A 19,257-nucleotide genomic window follows, 5' to 3' on the forward strand; every position below is an offset into this window, starting at 1 on the left:
TGCCTCCTTTAGGATTGATGATGTGAGATGGCTTTGTCGATATGACCATTCGCTTTGTTGAGTAAATTCTTGGCTGTTTTCTTGTCTGTGTTTGTTTGGAGCATGACGATGGCGGTTTTGACTTCTAAATCTGCCGCTTCAAGTGTTTTCACGGCTTGTTCGTAGGAAGCGTTTGTCACATGTTGAATGATGGTGATGGCGCGTTCTTTTAATTTATGATTGCTGACTTTTACATCAACCATCAGGTTTTCATATACTTTGCCTTGTCTGATCATGACAGAGGTGGAAAGCATATTTAAAATCATTTTATGAGCGGATGCGGCTTTCATTCGTGTTGACCCGGTGATGGCTTCAGGTCCAACGACGACTTCAATGGCGCAGTCTGCCAGCTCGCTAATTTCTGCTTGTTCATTGCAGCTGAGGGCTACTGTTTTTGCTCCGATGGATCTTGCGTAGTTTAAAGCACCGATGATATAGGGCGTCCTACCGCTAGCGGCAATGCCGACGACAGTATCTGTTGACGTGAGGTGGATGTGTACTAAATCCTGTTTGCCGGCTTCTTCACTGTCTTCCACATCTTCGGCAGCGTGTGAAAACGCGGAGTCCCCACCTGCCATGATGCCTACAATGACATCAGGTGAGACGCTATAGGTTGGTGGACATTCAACAGCGTCCATCACGCCAATTCTGCCGCTTGTTCCAGCGCCTAAATAAATGAGTCTGCCTCCATTCGAGATGGATTCATAGGCGAAGTCACTTGCTGTTTTCACATGTGGAAGTACACGATTGACCGCTTGAGCGACTTTCATATCTTCTTCATTGATCATTTGGAGCATTTCGAGCGGATCTGCTTGTGAAATTCCCATTGTGTTAGGGTTTCTTGATTCTGTTGTCAAAGAACGCAGTTGAGATGGCTGCATGTGACATACCTCCTTATTTCTTCATTTTCAGTATATTGAGTATGATATGAAATTTCAACATTATATTTAAATACTGAAATTATATTTCAAGTAAAATGTCGTGCTGCAAGGTGGTTAATTATTAGAAAATAAAAAAAATAAAATTCCCCTTTACAAAAGGGGGACAACCTGTATATAATAACTTTTGTCAGCTTCACGGAAACAGTAAACTTAACAAACTGGCCCGTTGGTCAAGCGGTTAAGACACCGCCCTTTCACGGCGGTAACACGGGTTCGAATCCCGTACGGGTCACCATGATGTGGAGGATTAGCTCAGCTGGGAGAGCATCTGCCTTACAAGCAGAGGGTCGGCGGTTCGAGCCCGTCATCCTCCACCATATGCCGGTGTAGCTCAACTGGTAGAGCAACTGACTTGTAATCAGTAGGTTGGGGGTTCAAGTCCTCTTGCCGGCACTGTTTTTTCTTTATCAATTCCATATGTGGAGGGGTAGCGAAGTGGCTAAACGCGGCGGACTGTAAATCCGCTCCCTCCGGGTTCGGCGGTTCGAATCCGCCCCCCTCCACCATTTTTGGGCTATAGCCAAGCGGTAAGGCAACGGACTTTGACTCCGTCATGCGTTGGTTCGAATCCAGCTAGCCCAGTTAAGACACCTTTTTGAAAAAGGTGTCTTTTTTTATGTTAGCAGAGGGAATGTATAACTATTCAAAATGTTGTCGAGTTGAGTCAGGAGGCATCGAGAAAGTAAAATATAGGCATGAACAGAAAGGGGATGTACATATGGGAGATCAAAAGAGGGTCACGATTGTCGGGGTTCCGATGGACTTGGGTCAAACGAGAAGGGGCGTCGATATGGGGCCGAGTGCGATTCGATGTGCTGGCGTAAAAGAAAAATTGGAATCGCTCTCATTTGATGTGGAGGATCTCGGGGATATTCCAGTCGAGCAAAGGGACGATGAGAAAGGTTTATATACAAGTGAAAAATTAAAAAATCTAACGGAGAATGCTGGTGCCAATCAGCTGCTTGCTGAAAAGGTTGACAGTATTGTGCAGTCAGGTTCGTTTCCATTGATTTTAGGCGGTGATCACAGCATTGCGATTGGCACACTTGCCGGTGTAGCTAAGCATTATGAAAACTTGGGTGTCATTTGGTATGATGCACACGGTGATTTAAATACGGAGGAAACTTCTCCTTCTGGAAATATTCATGGCATGCCGCTTGCTGTCAGTCTTGGCCTTGGGCATGCTGATTTAACGAACATTGGTGGTTATTCTCCTAAATTGAAACCCGAAAATGTCGTATTAATTGGTGCTCGTTCCTTAGATGAAGGAGAGCGGCAGTTGATTAGAGAAAAAGGTATGAAGGTGTATACGATGCATGAAATTGATCGTTTAGGGATGACAAGGGTGATGGAGGAAGCAATTTTGTATTTAAAGGAAAGAACAGATGGTGTCCACCTATCACTTGATTTAGATGGGCTAGATCCAGCGGAATGCCCGGGTGTAGGAACTCCTGTGGCAGGCGGCATTAGTTATCGTGAGAGTCACCTTGCAATGGAGCTTTTAGAGGAAGCAGGTATTTTAACTTCAGCCGAATTTGTGGAGGTAAATCCAGTATTAGATGAGAAAAATAAAACAGCAGAAGCGGCTGTTGCTTTAATTGGTTCTTTAATGGGTGAAAAGTTATTGTAGAGCGGGACTTGTTCCCGTTTTTTTTATTTTGGGGAAATTTAAGGATATATTAAGGTTTTTACTGGCTAATAAGCGTAACACGCTGTCAAAAATTTGTTACACTATTTTTTAGAGGAGAATGAAACCTTTTGGAAAGAGGTTCGTATACATAAAGACCGGTGAAGGCAGAGGTTGAATATACTATGGACACAATGATCAAAAAGAGAATTAAGCAAGTGAAAAAAGGCGACCAGAACGCATTTACAGACATCGTAGACCTGTATAAAGACAAAATTTATCAGCTGTGCTACCGTATGCTTGGGAATGCACACGAAGCAGAGGATATTGCGCAGGAGGCGTTTATTCGTGCCTATGTGAATATTGAGAGCTTTGATGTGAATCGTAAGTTTTCCACGTGGCTGTACCGCATTGCAACCAACCTGACCATCGACCGTATTCGCAAAAAAAAGCCGGATTATTATTTAGATGCAGAGGTGGCAGGAACAGAAGGACTGAATATGTATTCTCAAATTGCTGCTGATGGCATTTTGCCAGAGGATGAGGTGGTGTCTCTTGAGTTATCGAGTACCATTCAGCAAAAAATTCTAAGATTACCCGATAAATATCGTTCAGTCATCGTATTAAAGTATATTGATGAACTCTCGTTAAAAGAAATTAGTGAGATTCTGAATATACCAGTTGGTACAGTGAAAACGAGAATACACAGGGGTAGAGAGGCTCTCCGGAAACAGTTGAGAGACCTTTGAGTGAGGTGATTTTGATGAGCTGTCAGGAAAAAATCGTCCTGCTTATGCATCAGTATTTAGACGGGGACATTGAGCCCCAAGACGAAAAAGAATTAAAAAGCCATCTGCAATCGTGTGAGGAGTGCCGTACTCATTTTCAACAAATTGAGAAATCCATTGCGCTAGTGCAGAGTACATCTCATATAGAAGCACCTTCTGATTTCACTGCAAAGGTGATGGCAGGTCTTCCAAAGGAGAAAAAGCGTGTCTCGGTTCAAAGATGGATCAAAGCTCACCCGCTGATCGTAGCCGCTGCCCTCTTTCTCATTTTGATGGGAGGCAGTCTGTTTACAAGCTGGAATACTGATCATAATTTCAGTGTGTCAAAGCAGCCGAATCTCGTGGTTGAAAATGATACAGTGACCGTACCTAAAGGGGAAACCGTCAAAGGTGATGTCACTGTCAAAAATGGCAAGCTGATTGTAGAAGGCAAGGTTGATGGAAATGTCACAGTCGTCAATGGGGAACAGCTGACTGCTTCTGCCGGACAAGTCACTGGTCAAATCAATGAAATTAATGAAGTGTTTGATTGGATCTGGTACAAAATGAAATCCACAGCACAAAACGTGATGCGGGTCATTGGGCCAGAGGAGTAAAAGTAAATCAAACAGCATGGAGCAGTCTCTTAGGGGCTGCTCTTTTTCTATATCATTGCTCAGATTCACGCATACTAGACAGCCAGCTATATATGGCAACTATTTTCCTTGCTGAAATAAAATGTGGTATAATAGCCTCGCTATGTATTTACACATAGGCTTTTTTTATAAAAAAATGCATCACACGAAGAAACTTGAAAATTCTGGAGGACGAGGAAATGGCTTTAGGGGATATTCCTTTTTTGCAGTACCTCGGTAATGCTGTTGATATACTCGTTGTTTGGTATGTGATATATAAATTAATGATGGTCATCCGCGGAACAAAAGCGGTTCAGCTTTTAAAGGGAATTGTGGTCATTGTTCTCGTCAGGATGGGAAGTGCGTATCTCGGTCTTAACACACTTCAATGGCTGATGGACCAAGCGATTACGTGGGGTTTCCTTGCGATCATTATTATTTTTCAGCCAGAGCTAAGGAGAGCGCTTGAGCAGCTCGGGCGCGGCCGTTTCTTCTCAAGAAGCGGGACACCTGTAGAGGAACAGCAGCAGAAAACGATCGAGGCAATTACAAAAGCAATTAACTATATGGCAAAACGCAGAATAGGAGCGCTGCTGACAATTGAGCGCGATACTGGGATGAATGATTACATAGAGACAGGAATTCCTTTGAATGCAAAGGTGAGTTCTGAGCTGCTGATTAATATTTTCATTCCGAATACCCCGCTTCATGACGGTGCTGTCATTATGAAGAGTGATGAGATTGCAGCTGCAGCTTGTTATTTACCGCTGTCAGAAAGTCCTTTTATCTCTAAGGAACTCGGAACGCGCCACCGGGCGGCAGTTGGTATTAGTGAAGTGACAGACAGCTTAACCGTCATCGTCTCTGAGGAGACAGGCGGCATAAGTGTCGCAAGAAATGGTGATCTCCATCGAGAATTGACTGAAGAAGCGCTTGAAGAAATGCTGATTGCTGAATTTAGTAAGAACAGCAAAGATGCTTCCTCGACCAAATGGTATTGGAGGGGCAAGAAAAATGGATAAGATTTTGAATAATCGCTGGGCCGTAAAGTTTCTTGCATTGGTCTTCGCTTTATTGCTGTATGGTGCAGTCAATTCAGCGCAAGCGCCCACGCCGAAAAAAATCGGTGAATCCTTTTTCCCAACATCGACGACAGATGAAGCAACCTTAACCGACATTCCTGTTAAAGCGTATTATGATGACGAGAAGTACGTCGTCACTGGTGTACCGCAGACAGTCAATGTCACGATTAAGGGATCAACAAGTGCTGTGAAAACAGCAAGACAAACAAAGAATTTTGAAATTTATGCAGATATGCAAAACTTAACGACAGGCACACATAAAGTGGAGCTGAAGGCAAGAGATGTATCAAAGGGAATCACATTATCAATTAATCCGTCTGTGACGACTGTGACGATACAAGAAAAAACGACAGCTGAATTTCCTGTTGAAACAGAATTTTATAATCAAAATAAAATCAAAGACGGCTATTCACCCGAACAGCCCATTGTGAATCCGAAAAAGGTGACTGTCACTGGCTCAAAGGATGTAATCGACAAAATTTCTGTCATTAAAGCATTTGTGAACTTAGAGGATGTCGATCAACAGATTGAAAAAGAAGCGAAGCTCACTGTGTATGACAGCAGCGGGAACGAGCTGCCAGTCGAAGTGAGTCCGTCAGTAGTGGATATTACGGTCCCAATCACGAGTCCAAGCAAGAAGGTCCCGTTTAAAATTGAGCGGACGGGCAGCTTACCGGATGGGATCAGTATTTCAAGCATTGAGACAAGTCCGAGTGAGGTCACAGTGTACGGCTCTCAAAAGGTGCTAGATGCACTTGATTTTATTGATGGCGTTAAGCTGGACCTAAGCAAAATCAAAGATGATACGGAGATTGATGCCGACATTCCCCTGCCAGATGGTGTGAAAAAGGTGTCGCCTGAAACCGTTAAGATCAAAGTGAAGGTTGCAACAGCTGAAGAAAAAAAGATCGATAATGTACCAATCTCTGTCGTGGGTCTGAGCAAGGATCTCACCTCTGATTTTGTGAGCCCGTCTTCTGGGCGGCTCACGTTAACAGCAAAGGGATCAAAGAGTGCGATTGATAAACTAAAGGCTTCAGATATTGAAGCCTATATCAATGTGGGGGACTTGAACGAAGGAACACATGAGGTCAAAGTGCAAGTGAATGGTCCTCAAAACGTGACGTGGGCATTAACGAGATCAAAGGTCAAGGTGAAACTTACCTCTACTGACACGGAAGATCAGCCGGCTTCTACGAATGATCGAAAGGATCGATCGTCTGATGACGATGGTCAGGAAAAGAAGAGAAAAGATGAATCGACACAAGATAAAGCAAAGAAGGAATCAATTCAGAGACAGCGGATGAAAGAAGATAAAAAAGAGGACACAGAGCCCTCTTGAATGGTAAAAAAGGAGCGATTGAAACATGGGCAAGTACTTTGGAACTGATGGTGTAAGGGGTGTGGCTAATAGCGAATTAACGCCAGAGCTCGCATTTAAAATTGGGAGATTTGGCGGCTATGTCCTCACGAAGGATAAAGAACGTCCAAAGGTACTCGTTGGACGAGACACACGTGTATCTGGTCATATGCTAGAAGGAGCACTCGTTGCAGGCTTGCTTTCAATTGGGGCTGAAGTGATGCGTTTAGGTGTGATCTCAACACCTGGCGTGTCCTATTTAACGAAGGCAATGGATGCAGAAGCAGGTGTCATGATTTCTGCTTCTCACAATCCAGTTCAGGATAACGGGATTAAATTCTTCGGTGGCGACGGCTTTAAACTGTCAGATGAACAGGAGAACGAAATTGAGCAGCTAATGGATCAGCCAGTCGATCAATTACCACGTCCAGTTGGAGCCGATCTTGGAACGATGAATGACTACTTTGAAGGTGGTCAGAAATACTTGCAATTCTTGAAGCAGACAGCAGATGAGGATTTCACAGGCATTCACGTGGCCCTTGACTGTGCACATGGTGCAACATCTTCTCTTGCGACACATTTATTTGCTGATTTAGATGCAGATGTGTCCACAATGGGAACATCACCAAACGGCTTGAATATCAATGATGGCGTCGGCTCAACTCATCCAGAGGCACTTTCTGCTTTTGTAAAGGAAAAGGGTGCGGATATTGGTCTTGCGTTTGATGGTGACGGTGACCGTTTAATTGCAGTCGATGAAAAAGGTGATATCGTAGACGGCGATCAAATTATGTACATATGTGCACGTTATTTGAAGAGTGAAGGCCGATTAAAGGATGACACAGTCGTGTCAACAGTCATGAGTAACCTCGGCTTCTATAAAGCGTTGGAGAAACAAGGCATTAAGAGCATCCAAACCGCTGTTGGTGACCGCTATGTGGTCGAAGCGATGAAAAAGGATGGCTATAATGTCGGCGGCGAGCAATCAGGCCACTTGATTTTCCTTGATTACAATACGACAGGTGACGGCATGCTTTCTGCCATCATGCTTGTGAATACGCTAAAAGCGACAGGAAAAACATTATCAGAGCTTGCGGCTGAAATGGAGAAGTTCCCGCAGCTTCTAGTGAATGTGAAGGTGTCTGATAAATATAAAGTGGAAGAAAATGAAAAAGTAAAAGCTGTGATTCAAGAGGTTGAAAAAGAGATGAACGGTGACGGCCGTATTCTTGTTCGTCCATCTGGAACAGAGCCGCTTGTACGTGTGATGGCAGAGGCGAAAACAAAAGAGCTGTGTGATGAATATGTGGCTCGAATTACGGCTGTTGTCAAAGAGGAAATGGGTATTGAGTAATAGATGAAAGCAAATCGCTAAGCAGCGGTTTGCTTTTTTTTCGAATAATCGTCATAAGTGAAATGAACTGTACGAATGATATAGGCGAGGGCAACTTGCTAATGCCTTCATACATAGGAGAGCACATCAATTGTAGAACGTGACAAGCCTCATCGCATATAGTGTATGGAGGTCTCGCTTTCTCAAATGAAAGGGATCACCCCTAAATTGTGATTGACGGAGGTCAGACCTTATAGTACAATCATCCTTGTGTTATTGGATTTTTATTCTAGCTGGAAAGGCAGGGTAGATGTTCAGGAACTCTTATAATGATAGCGCCCGAACTAAGCGATCGGACGACAGATGCTTAGTTGACGAGGATGGAGGTTATCGAATTTTCGGCGGATGCCTCCCGGCTGATCAAAAGAGATCACAGCCGTAAGTGTTTCTTTAAAGCAAAGAGGTGACTCTTTGTACAAAGGGAATACACATGATCTCCCAAAATAAACATGTAGAGAGGGACGAAGAAATGTCCCTTCTATTTTAGTAGGCTTTCTTTGTCCCTTTCACGTGATCGGGAGGAAGAATATTTATGTGTGGAATCGTAGGTTATATTGGTCAGAATGATGCGAAAGAAATCTTATTAAAAGGCTTAGAGAAGCTTGAGTACCGCGGGTATGACTCAGCAGGTATTGCTGTGGCAAACGAAGAAGGCGTGCATGTGTTCAAAGAAAAAGGACGTATCGCTGAGCTTCGTGAGGTCGTTGATGTAAACGTGGCATCTACAGCAGGAATTGGACATACACGCTGGGCAACACACGGTGTACCAAGTCATCTCAATGCGCATCCGCATCAAAGTGATTCTGGCCGTTTTACGCTTGTTCATAACGGTGTCATCGAGAACTATGTACAATTGACACGCGAATATTTACAAGACGTCACACTTAAAAGCGACACAGATACAGAGGTTGTTGTTCAAGTCATCGAACAATTTGTAAGCAGAGGTCTTGATACAGAGGAAGCTTTCCGTCAAACGCTTCTTCAACTAAAAGGCTCTTACGCAATTGCCCTTTTCGATAATGAAAACAAAGAAACAATCTATGTGGCGAAAAACAAAAGCCCATTATTGGTTGGTTTCGGAGAAGATTTCAACGTTGTGGCATCTGACGCAATGGCGATGCTTCAAGTAACGAACGAATATGCGGAATTAATGGATAAAGAAATGGTCATTGTCACAAAAGACGAGGTGATCATCAAAAACCTTGACGGTGATATCATGACACGTCCTTCTTATATCGCTGAGCTGGATGCAAGCGACATCGAGAAAGGCACATATCCTCACTACATGTTAAAAGAAACGGATGAACAGCCGCTTGTGATGCGCAAAATCATCCAAGAATATCAAGACGAAAACGGCAAGCTGTCAGTCGCTGGCGATATCGCAAGCGCAGTAGCAGAAGCAGACCGCATTTACATTGTGGCTTGTGGAACGAGCTACCATGCAGGTCTTGTCGGTAAACAATATATTGAAAACTGGGCGAAAGTACCTGTAGAAGTTCATGTAGCAAGTGAATTCTCTTACAACATGCCGCTTCTATCGAAAAAGCCATTGTTCATCTTCCTTTCTCAATCTGGGGAGACTGCGGACAGCCGCGCTGTACTTGTTCAAGTCAAAGAGCTTGGTCATAAAGCATTAACAATCACAAACGTACCAGGTTCTACGCTATCTCGTGAAGCGGACTTCACATTGCTTCTTCATGCAGGACCAGAAATCGCAGTAGCTTCAACAAAAGCCTACACAGCACAAATCGCTGTTCTTGCGATCCTTGCATCCGTTGCAGCTGAATTAAATGGTCAATCTCTTGACTTTGATCTTGTGAAAGAGCTTGGTATTGTGGCAAACGCAATGGAAGCCCTTGTCGATCAAAAGGATGAAATGGAACAAATCGCTCGTGACTTCTTCACAGTGACACGTAACGCATTCTTTATCGGAAGAGGACTTGACTACTATGTGTGCCTTGAAGGTTCACTAAAACTAAAAGAGATCTCTTACATCCAAGCAGAAGGATTTGCTGGTGGAGAACTCAAACACGGCACGATTGCGTTAATTGAAGAAGGTACACCGGTCATTGCCCTTGCTACGCAAGAGCACGTGAACCTCAGCATTCGCGGTAACGTCAAAGAAGTCATTGCACGCGGCGCAAACCCATGTGTCATCTCACTGAAAGGCCTAGAAGACGAAGGCGACCGTTTCGTCCTTCCAGCTGTACACCCAGCACTTGCACCACTTGCATCTGTTGTCCCATTACAGCTGATCGCTTACTACGCAGCACTTCACCGCGGGTGTGATGTGGATAAACCACGTAACCTTGCGAAGAGTGTGACGGTGGAGTAGGTTTTAAATAAAATCGGATTTTTGATACCCCTTTAGATATCATTTTCTAAAGGGGTATTTTTGTGTCAAAAGAACTAGAATCATATAGATTTGAAAGCACGATGATTTTTTATTAAGGGATGATGTTTATTCATGTGCTACAGTATTTGAAGGCTGCTTTCTTTACAAAATATAGATCGTTTTCGAGGGGGAATGTCATTTTTATTCGATATTTAAAAAAGGAAAAATGGGGAATTGTTTTTTCTTGATTGGTTATGTCGCATTGTTTATTAGCTCTTATTTATTGATTGGCGGTCCTACCTAAGCAGAGGACGATTGGTGTATTCCTTGGGTTTTGTATCGTTCAATTTCTTAAATATAGGGATTTCAAAAAAAGATGAAGGAAATAAAAAGCAAAATAACAAAGGTTTATATCATCGATGGATGATAATGTGCTATGTTCAATAAAGATAGAATTCCAAATTGGTTTGAAAATAAAAGGAATAGGCATGATATGAATGAGAGAGTTGAGAGTAACACCTTGCGGAGGCAAAGCAGTATAAATAATTAATGAAGAAAGAGAGAATAACACATGACCAAACCCAAAATTTACACAATGAGTTTTGCAAAAGTCTATCCTCTCTATATAGCAAAGGCGGAGAGAAAGGGACGAACGAAAGCTGAAGTCGATAAAATCATTTGTTGGTTGACAGGGTACAGTCAAGAAGAGTTACAGATACAATTGGCTAAACAGACAGACTTTGAAACCTTTTTCGCTGAGGCCCCTGATCTTCATCCTTCTCGCAGCTTGATTAAAGGAATCATCTGTGGTGTTCGAGTGGAGGACATTGTAGAAGATACTATGCAGAACATTCGTTATATGGATAAGATGATTGATGAGTTAGCGAAAGGGAACGCGATGGAAAAAATTTTACGAGCATAAGCACATAAATAACGATTAGACTTGAAGCCGTTCAAAGAAACTCAGAGCTTTTTAGGAAAGAGCATGCATAACTAACCATGTTTAGAATTTTAAAATGAATAGAAAGCCCAGTGAACGCACCTTCACTGGGCTTTTTTATATCATTTACACCCTCTTATAGATCATTCGACCAATAAAAATAAAATCCATTTGAACGAAGTCACTCTTCATGTCGTCAAAAGAAGTGATATCAAAACAAATTGGTGTTTGAAAAGGGAGTGGCGTGGATGGATATGAAAATGATATTACCTCTCATTTTGCTGCAAGCCATTTTAATGGTGATTGGTTTGTTTGATTTGCTCAAAAGAGATCCATCAAGGATCAGAGGAGAAGTGAAGTGGGTTTGGGCGTTGGTGATTGTGTTTGTGGCGAGTGTCGGTCCTATTGCGTATTTCATTTTTGGCCGTAAACAATCTTAAAAGGGGGAATTTTCTTGAATATGCTGGAGTGTCATGGGCTGACGAAATCATATGGTCGGCATGAAATTTTAAAAAATGTTTCGTTTTCTGTTGGAGGGGTTGGATGTGTCGGCTTTTTAGGAGCCAATGGAGCGGGGAAGACAACGACGATTCGGATTTTGACGGGGCTTGCTCGCCCTACGTCTGGCGTCGTGAAGGTTGCGGGTTTGGATGTGACAAAGGACATGAATGAAATCAGTCATGTGATTGGGTATTGTCCGCAGCAGCCTGCATTTTATCAGGATATGACGGGGCAGGAGTGGATGCATTGGGTTGGCGGGTTATTTCAATTAGAGAAAAAAGTCATTCGCTCCAAAACGGAGGAGCTGTTGAAGCTTTGCCGCATTGATGAGGCGAAGGATCGTGCGATTGGCAGCTATAGTGGAGGCATGAAGCAAAGGCTTGCCATTGCGCAAGCACTCATCAACAGCCCGAAGGTTCTCATCCTAGATGAACCTGTGTCCGCACTTGACCCAATGGGAAGAAAAGATGTCCTGACCTTGATTGAGCGTCTAAAGCATGAGATGTTGATCTTTATGTCGACCCATATTTTAGATGACATTGAACGAGTGGCAGATCATATTATCATGATCAACAGTGGAGAAATTGAGATGTCCTCTTCCATGAAACAGATCAAAGAAGACTACATTCAGCCCGTGATCGAATTTCAATTAGAAAAACAGAATGCGGAGCTAGTGGCTTTGTTAAAAGAGCGGGATTGGGTGGAAGAATGCATTGATACAGGGGAGGCTTATCAGGTGCGAGTCAAAGATCAACGAACGGCATTGAAGGAGCTGCCTGCTCTCATCACTGAAGCTGGCGGTGTTCTACTCAATTATCGATTATCTAAGCTGACGCTTGAAGATATTTTCTTGAAGGTTGTGAATTCATGATGATGTTCAAAAAGGAATTTAGGGAGTTATTCACTAGTTATAAAATCTTATTTGTTCCAATCATTTTTACGATTTTAATGATCACGCAGCCTATTACGCTCAAAATGCTGCCTGATCTTTTATCGAAATCAGCTAATTTACCTGAAGGGTCTACATTTTATATACCAGAGCCTAGCGCTGGAGAGGCGTTAGCAAGTGCATTGAGCAAATTCGATTCGCTCGGCGTTTTTATCTTGATTATGATCGTGATGGGGACGATCGCGGGAGAGCGTGCCTCTGGGGTCGCTTCGATGATTATGGTGAAACCGGTCAGTCGAACGAGTTATTATGTTTCAAAAATATGCGCCTATGCCTGTCTGACCTTGTTTAGTTTGGTGGTGGCGGTGCTGGCCTCTGTTTATTATGTGGACATTCAATTTGGGCATGTGGACTGGGTCAATGTGTTAAAAGGAACACTTCTGTATTACCCCAACTTACTGCTGATTGTGGTGTCAACCATTTGTGCCTCGGCTTTCTTTCAGCGATCGGTGACTGCTGGCGGCGTTTCTCTTTTGATCAACCTTATTCTTTTTACAGTTCCTCCGTTTTATGAGAACACGTTGGGGAAGTATGCACCTAAAGGCATGACAAGTGCGGCAGAGGAAATGATCCACCGAGGGACCTATTCAGATCATGCTCTTACCAGTTTTTTAGGTGTATCGATGTTGATTGTTCTCTTTTTTCTCATTGGATGGTTTCTTTTTAGAAAACAAGAATTATAGCATGATGTACCCTTTTGATTTGCGGATCTAAAGGGTCTTTTTAGTCTGTTCCGTATCATTTTGCGAAGGATAATTTTCATTTTAAATGGAGCTGTGCACGGAAAATCGGCTTTCATCAAGAGCATAAAAATCTGAATACGATAGAAAGTTTGGTATGATGGATAAAAATTGATTGTATTTTCAGAAAAGGGGTTTTCATCAATGAAAACATCACGTAATCCTGAGTCGATTCACACGCCAGTTGCACCGTATACCCATCAAATAGAGACAACAGGACCACAGCGGTGGTTAACCATATCAGGTCAAGTAGGGATGGAAGTAGATGGGACAATCCCGGCGAGTCCTTTGGAGCAGCTCGAGCTAGCGCTAGAGAATGTGAAACGAAACGTAGAAGCAGGAGATATGAAAGTGGAAGATATCACGAAGCTTGTGTTTTATCTGGTGGGGGAATTTGAAGCTGAAAGTCGAAAGCGAATCATTGGTCAGTTCTTAGGTGACCATTTGCCTTGTATGACGATGATTTATGTGGTTGCTTTGGCATCTCCTGCTTTTAAGGTAGAGGTGGATGCTTGGGCGTGTCAGGATAAGGTTTCAGTTGATGAGTTGTTCTAATGCTTGTCTTGATGAAGTAGATGATGAAAAAAGTTTTTGCTTGGATCAGTCACAAATTAAATAATAAGAAGAGCGCTATGGGACTAAAAGATTGGATTGTCATATCCAATCTTTTTTATTTTGATTACTTTCTAATGTAATACTATAAAACCCTTTTAAGTATATTTTTAGAATATTTTACACAATTCCCCTTACTTCGACATTTTCCATATGGTAATATCAGGGTGCATAGTAAGTGGGTCTATTGACACTATGCAAAATTTGAGAGGAGGTTTTACTTATGACAAGAAACCAAAAAGAATGGGAATCTGTGAGTAAAAAAAGCCTTAAGCGTCCAGGCGGTACTTCAATTGTAAAGGCAGCTGGATGTATGGGGTGCTGGGCCTCAAAGAGTATTGCAATGACACGTGTTTGTGCACTGCCACATCCTGCAATGCGAGCTATTTAATGAATAACATAAGGAGTTAAGCATATATTGCTAGCTCCTTATTCTACAAAAGGGGTGTCTATTTATGTCAAATAATCAACTAGCAGAATACGATTTACCTGAACTAGCGATCCATTTACAGCCTCATGGGGCCGTCATGATAGATAGAAAATCAATGTATTATTTTAGATTGAGTGGAAGAGGAGCTCAGCTTGCATTTTTATTATCTAAGAATAAAAACTTGAGAAAAACTGCTCGTATCTGGGAAATCGTTAAAAAGGAAGAGCTAACAGCTGATCAGCTGCGTGAAGAATTGAGTGCCCATCCTTTTACTGAAGCTTGGACACAAGGGTTATTGGATCAACCTATTCAATTTTCTGGATCTTTACAGTCCTATTTGCCCATTAGCTGTACTCTCCAATTAACAAATGCTTGTAACTTAGGGTGTTCCTTTTGCTATGCCAGTTCCGGTAAGCCCTATCCTGAAGAGTTAACATGTACCCAGTGGATTAATGTGATGCAAAAGTTAGCCGCACAAGGCGTAGCTGATGTCACTTTAACGGGGGGCGAAGCCAAGTTAATCAGAGGTTTTAAAGAGATTGTAATGGCTGCCAGTTCATTATTTACGAATGTAAACGTGTTTAGCAATGGCTTAAACTGGAGACAGGAAGAAGTAGAACTTCTTAGTCATTTGGGCAATGTATCTGTACAAATTAGCATTGATGGCAAGAGTGACACTCATGATTCCTTAAGGGGAAGAAAAGGTGCTTTTCAAGAGAGTATGGAAACCATTAAGCAATTAGCAGAAGTGAATGTTCCTGTAATTGTTGCAATGACTATCAATGAAATGAACGCTGATCAGGTAGCAGAGGTTGTTGATCATTGCGCAAAAGCAAATGCCTCTATTTTTCGTGCTGGTAAGACATTATCCGTTGGGCGTGCTACAAAGAATTTTAAAGTGCTAGAAACTTCGTTTGAACAGCGTGTTCAAAGCCAGTTACAGCAGGCGCGTCATAAATGGGGACACCATTTGAATATAATCGATTGGGAGCATGAAGAGAGTTCTTTTACAACTGATTTTTGTACACCTGGTTATTTGGCTTGGTATATAAGGGCAGACGGTTATGTGACACCCTGTCAATTAGAGGATATTTCTTTAGGTCATATTCTAACGGATTCCTTTTCTGATATTGGCTCACCAACACGTCTATTGGAATTGAAATGTGAAGCGAAAAACTGTAAATGTATAGGGAAAGTTGAGCTATCCGAGCCAGACCTACCTTTTGAAAATGAAATGAGAGCAGGAATCACTCATGAATAGTACGACTTTTATTTTGTGGACAGGTCTTGGAGTGATAGGGCTATTCCTGTTTACAAAGTATAGAGTATCAACTATAGAATCAAATCTTTTAGATAAAAATGAGGCAAGAAAAGTCAGTATAGACTTTATTAGAGAATTTGTGGGAATAGATGTAGAGGCTTGGGATGTATATTCAGTCTATTGGTATGATCATGAAACAGTGAATAAGCTACATCATTTAGGTTTACTGAAAAAAAATCGACATATACTTCACGAAATGGGATTGGTTGAGTCTTGGCGCGTTCGCTTTGTTCACCAAAATCAATCATTCGTGATAGGAGTAAACGCAAAACGTGAAGTGACATTTTTTTATGCAGATGTAAGGCAAACTTCATTATCTAAAAAAGATGGTCAAATATCACTAGAAGGGTTAAAAAATCAATTAACTTGTTCTTCAAAGGGATTATGGGCTAAGACAAAACCAACTGGTTCTGGTTCAAAAGAAGAGGATTTTCGGGAAATTAAAACGTATTGGTATCTTGCTGAAAAGGAAGATATTCGGCTTAAGGTAACAGTTGAAATGCAATCTGGTGTGATCACTTATATCGGTACAGATACAGAGATTCTAACAGATCAGATGAACAAAGTAATAAGAGATGAACAAGTTGAGTCTACTTTTGGCATCTCAGGAATGTTAGGATCAGCCGCTGCGATGGTCATAGCTATTTTAGTTTTAGTCTTAATGAATGTTCAAACTCAAATCACACTAAGTCTTATACTGGGTTTAATTATTGTACTAGTGCAATCTCTCACAATTAAGGAAGATATACAGTTAACGATTGTGAATGCTTACGATGCTAGGATGAGTGTTCATACTGTTCAATTACTTGGCATACTATCCACTTTGTTTGCAGGATTATTGACAGGATTTGTAGTATTTATATGTTCATTGGCAGGAGGTGCTCTTGCGAATGAATTAGAACTGAAATTTTTAGATCAAATCATTGTGCAGATTTTTATCGGTCTTAGCGCTGGATTAATTAGTCTAGGTATCACATCACTTGTCTTTTACCTGTTAGAGAGAATGAATCGATTGCATATTTCTCCAGAATTATCAAATAGAAGTATGTTTTTATCTGGATTCACCTTAAGACAAGGGCTTAATATGAGTCTGCAAAGTTCTATTGGGGAAGAAGTAATATACCGACTCTTAATGATTTCTCTAATATTTTGGTTAAGTGGGAGTACGATATTGTCCATTTTAATATCATCTTTATTATGGGCAATTATGCATCAGGTCACAGGGTATGATCCAAGATGGATTCGATGGGCGCATCTTTTTGTTTTTGGATGTTTCCTTGGTTTTCTTTTTGTGAATTATGGATTTATTTGTGTACTGGCGGCACATTTTATACACAATTTGGTGCTCGTTTGTATGCCCTTATGGCAATTTAAACTTCAAAGATATCTACATACCAAAAAGCCTCAGCATACATCACTCTAATATAAAGGAGAGATTTGATGCCATTCATGGAGGTTCAGAATGTAAGCAAACGATATAGCAATGGTGATGGGATAGAGGATCTGTCATTTTCCATCGAAGCAGGAGAGGTTGTGGCGCTGCTTGGCCCTAATGGTGCGGGGAAAACGACAACCATTCGATGTTTAACGGGTCTATATCAACCAGATCAAGGGAAGATTCTCATAGAGGGTTTTCCTCCTGGTCATTCCCATGTCCAAAAGCAAGTAGCTCTTATCCCTGATCAGCCATATTTGTATCCAGAATTAACGGTTGCTGAACATGTTCAATTCCGTGCAAGGGGTTATCATAAAGGCTTAAAACAAATCAAAGAAAAGGTATTTGAAGCGTTGAAAGAAGTACATATGGAAATGAAGATGAACGAACTGTGCGGAAGGCTTTCAAGAGGCCAAAAACAGCGTGTCGTCCTAGCAGGGGCCATTGTGCAAGATGCCTCCCTTTTTATTTTAGATGAACCGACTGTAGGGTTAGATATCCCTTCAAAACAATGGCTGTCGGATTGGCTGATACAAAAAAGCCGCCAAGGTGGTTCGGTTCTTGTGTCCACTCATAGTCTGGAGTTTGTTCTCGATACGGCTAGCAGGGTGATATTGATTCGAGACGGTGACATCATGAAAAGTATTGATGTTCCTCAATTGAAGGAAGAACAGATCAAGTGGAGGGCAGAGGTCATTCAACTTCTGGGGGAGTGGTCTAGTGAATAACACACTCTCCCTTTTATGGATGAAATCCCAAAGGCGCTTGGTCAGTAAAAATCAAGAAAAGAAAATGCCCTTTCTGATCTTGCTGCTTTTCATTGCTGCAATTGGTTTTCAGCTGAGCGCAGTCTCAAGTATGGGGGATTGGAATGCTAGTGCAGCTGGATGGATCATTGTCTGTTTATTTGTTCTTTATACGGGCTTTGGCTTGTTTTCGAATCGGCTGCCTAGTCAGATGAACGATATCATTTGGTTATATGGAAATGGTGCGGCCTTATGGACGGTTGTGATGAGTGTATGGGTGTATCACATTTTTTGGCGAGGGGCTCTCCTCATTGTTTCTGCTGTGGCTGCAGATATTCTTCTATTTTGTATGACGCAGCAGTACCCTTTTCTACTCGGGAAATCACTCATCCTGACAGGGCTGTTATGTATGACCGAAACATGGATGATTGCGGTGTCTTGTGCTAGAACGATTCGAGTATACAAGCGGATGCTCTTACTCGGTTTTGTATTGCTGTTTTGCTGCTTTGCATTGCTCGTTTTGAATCAATTGATGTTGAAACAGTCCTCATTGATGAAAATCGCTGATTCTTTTATGTTTCAAGTTGGACGTATGATCGAAGAATTCTCATTCCTTTCTTTATTGATTTTTCTTGGTGTAATGATTCTGTCGTTAATGATGATGTACAGGGCCAGTCATCGTTTAGAGATGAAGGAGACGTTAGTCAAGGAGGCAGCATTTTGGGAGGAATTTGAGGGGAAACAAATTCATTCAAATCCAATGAGTCCAAAGAAAGGCAAGACGTGGTGGGGACTTCCAGTATTAACGGGCATCTGGGCTTTTCTTTGGCTAGAATTATTGTTGATGAAAAAGTATGTGACCTTCCATCTGTTATCTACCATGCTATTAATAGGTACTTACTATGTCGTCATTTCTTATTTTTCAGATTGGTTGGATCTATTCTTTATGGTCATTGGTGCATCCGTCCTACTCAGTTCATATTACGCTGGGATTGTAAGACACGCGCAAACGGGAGTGCTGTATCTTTTACCAGGCGCTTTATATCAAAAAATTCTTCTATTAGAAGTGTTTCAAACCTTTTGGTTGTATGCGGTCTACTTTATTTCTCTTGTCTTGTTTGAGATTCAAGATGTATTGTATTGGGCCCTATATGGGGGAGGGGTTTATATATGGTTTTTGGCCATACGGCTCTTTGCCTTTACGCAGCCGCTAAGACGAGAAGCGAGTCTTTCTTTGGGCATCTATTATCGATCATTGCTCCTCGTATCTGTCATAAGTGCTGTGGTCATCATTGGTATTCATATGTTCACTGATGGCTGGTTTACAACGATTACATGTTTATTTGCTGGATTTGTATTTTATGTGATTTGTTATCGATGCCGTGGGTCTCATTAAAAAGAGGA

Annotated in this window: 18 protein-coding genes and 5 tRNA genes; 22 read left to right on the forward strand and 1 reads right to left on the reverse strand. The window is 41.9% G+C overall.

Annotated elements, in window-relative coordinates:
- Positions 1–8: 8 nt before the first annotated feature.
- Entirely contained in the window at positions 9–920 is a 912-nt protein-coding gene (murQ, locus tag NPA43_RS01030) for an N-acetylmuramic acid 6-phosphate etherase (RefSeq protein WP_256499227.1), read from the reverse strand.
- A 220-nt stretch (positions 921–1,140) separates the two neighbouring features.
- Here murQ and NPA43_RS01035 point away from each other — a divergent pair.
- The 22 genes from NPA43_RS01035 (at position 1,141) to skfF (ending at position 19,249) form a co-directional block, all read left to right on the forward strand.
- Positions 1,141–1,215, forward strand: a tRNA-Glu gene (locus NPA43_RS01035).
- A gap of 6 nt (positions 1,216–1,221) precedes the next feature.
- A tRNA-Val gene (locus tag NPA43_RS01040) sits at positions 1,222–1,297 on the forward strand.
- Between the two features lie 3 nt (positions 1,298–1,300).
- Positions 1,301–1,373: transfer RNA gene (locus NPA43_RS01045), tRNA-Thr, on the forward strand.
- 28 nt (positions 1,374–1,401) lie between these two features.
- A tRNA-Tyr gene (locus NPA43_RS01050) sits at positions 1,402–1,486 on the forward strand.
- A gap of 4 nt (positions 1,487–1,490) precedes the next feature.
- Positions 1,491–1,562 (forward strand) — tRNA-Gln (locus NPA43_RS01055).
- Between the two features lie 136 nt (positions 1,563–1,698).
- Entirely contained in the window at positions 1,699–2,610 is a 912-nt protein-coding gene (rocF, locus tag NPA43_RS01060; RefSeq protein ID WP_099726239.1) for an arginase, read from the forward strand.
- 182 nt (positions 2,611–2,792) lie between these two features.
- Entirely contained in the window at positions 2,793–3,356 is a 564-nt protein-coding gene (gene sigW, locus NPA43_RS01065; protein ID WP_034324045.1) for an RNA polymerase sigma factor SigW, read from the forward strand.
- Positions 3,357–3,370: 14 nt separating this feature from the next.
- Positions 3,371–3,991: an anti-sigma-W factor RsiW gene (gene rsiW / locus NPA43_RS01070; protein WP_099726238.1), complete on the forward strand. Its 621-nt coding sequence runs from the start codon at positions 3,371–3,373 to the stop codon at positions 3,989–3,991.
- Between the two features lie 218 nt (positions 3,992–4,209).
- Positions 4,210–5,031 (forward strand): diadenylate cyclase CdaA, encoded by an 822-nt coding sequence (cdaA, locus tag NPA43_RS01075; RefSeq protein ID WP_099726237.1) that lies wholly within the window; start codon positions 4,210–4,212, stop codon positions 5,029–5,031.
- A complete protein-coding gene (locus tag NPA43_RS01080; RefSeq protein ID WP_099726236.1) occupies positions 5,024–6,433 on the forward strand; it encodes a CdaR family protein in 1,410 nt (469 codons plus the stop codon). Before cdaA ends, NPA43_RS01080 begins: the two co-directional genes overlap by 8 nt.
- A gap of 25 nt (positions 6,434–6,458) precedes the next feature.
- On the forward strand, positions 6,459–7,805 hold the full coding sequence (glmM, locus tag NPA43_RS01085; RefSeq protein WP_099726235.1) for a phosphoglucosamine mutase: 1,347 nt from the start codon (positions 6,459–6,461) through the stop codon (positions 7,803–7,805).
- Positions 7,806–8,376: 571 nt separating this feature from the next.
- A complete protein-coding gene (gene glmS, locus NPA43_RS01090) occupies positions 8,377–10,179 on the forward strand; it encodes a glutamine--fructose-6-phosphate transaminase (isomerizing) (RefSeq protein ID WP_256499228.1) in 1,803 nt (600 codons plus the stop codon).
- 571 nt (positions 10,180–10,750) lie between these two features.
- Positions 10,751–11,101: a DUF2200 domain-containing protein gene (locus NPA43_RS01095; protein ID WP_256499229.1), complete on the forward strand. Its 351-nt coding sequence runs from the start codon at positions 10,751–10,753 to the stop codon at positions 11,099–11,101.
- A 266-nt stretch (positions 11,102–11,367) separates the two neighbouring features.
- On the forward strand, positions 11,368–11,559 hold the full coding sequence (locus tag NPA43_RS01100; RefSeq protein WP_099726231.1) for a PLD nuclease N-terminal domain-containing protein: 192 nt from the start codon (positions 11,368–11,370) through the stop codon (positions 11,557–11,559).
- Positions 11,560–11,573: 14 nt separating this feature from the next.
- Entirely contained in the window at positions 11,574–12,491 is a 918-nt protein-coding gene (locus NPA43_RS01105; RefSeq protein WP_099726230.1) for an ABC transporter ATP-binding protein, read from the forward strand.
- A complete protein-coding gene (locus NPA43_RS01110) occupies positions 12,488–13,252 on the forward strand; it encodes an ABC transporter permease (protein ID WP_099726229.1) in 765 nt (254 codons plus the stop codon). The genes NPA43_RS01105 and NPA43_RS01110 overlap by 4 nt, the downstream gene beginning before the upstream one ends.
- A 201-nt stretch (positions 13,253–13,453) precedes the next feature.
- The gene (locus tag NPA43_RS01115; RefSeq protein ID WP_249704803.1) at positions 13,454–13,864 is read left to right on the forward strand and encodes a RidA family protein; all 411 of its coding nucleotides are present in this window, start codon (positions 13,454–13,456) and stop codon (positions 13,862–13,864) included.
- 280 nt (positions 13,865–14,144) lie between these two features.
- Entirely contained in the window at positions 14,145–14,312 is a 168-nt protein-coding gene (gene skfA / locus NPA43_RS01120; RefSeq protein WP_017366484.1) for a sporulation killing factor, read from the forward strand.
- 64 nt (positions 14,313–14,376) lie between these two features.
- Positions 14,377–15,612: a sporulation killing factor system radical SAM maturase gene (gene skfB, locus NPA43_RS01125; RefSeq protein WP_256499230.1), complete on the forward strand. Its 1,236-nt coding sequence runs from the start codon at positions 14,377–14,379 to the stop codon at positions 15,610–15,612.
- Entirely contained in the window at positions 15,605–17,095 is a 1,491-nt protein-coding gene (locus NPA43_RS01130; RefSeq protein WP_099726225.1) for a CPBP family intramembrane glutamic endopeptidase, read from the forward strand. The genes skfB and NPA43_RS01130 overlap by 8 nt, the downstream gene beginning before the upstream one ends.
- A 17-nt stretch (positions 17,096–17,112) precedes the next feature.
- Entirely contained in the window at positions 17,113–17,835 is a 723-nt protein-coding gene (locus NPA43_RS01135; protein ID WP_099726224.1) for an ABC transporter ATP-binding protein, read from the forward strand.
- Positions 17,828–19,249 (forward strand): sporulation killing factor system integral membrane protein, encoded by a 1,422-nt coding sequence (gene skfF / locus NPA43_RS01140; protein WP_256499231.1) that lies wholly within the window; start codon positions 17,828–17,830, stop codon positions 19,247–19,249. Before NPA43_RS01135 ends, skfF begins: the two co-directional genes overlap by 8 nt.
- The last annotated feature ends 8 nt before the right edge of the window (positions 19,250–19,257 follow it).

It is taken from the genome of Bacillus pumilus (genome assembly GCF_024498355.1).
GTDB lineage: Bacteria > Bacillota > Bacilli > Bacillales > Bacillaceae > Bacillus > Bacillus pumilus_P.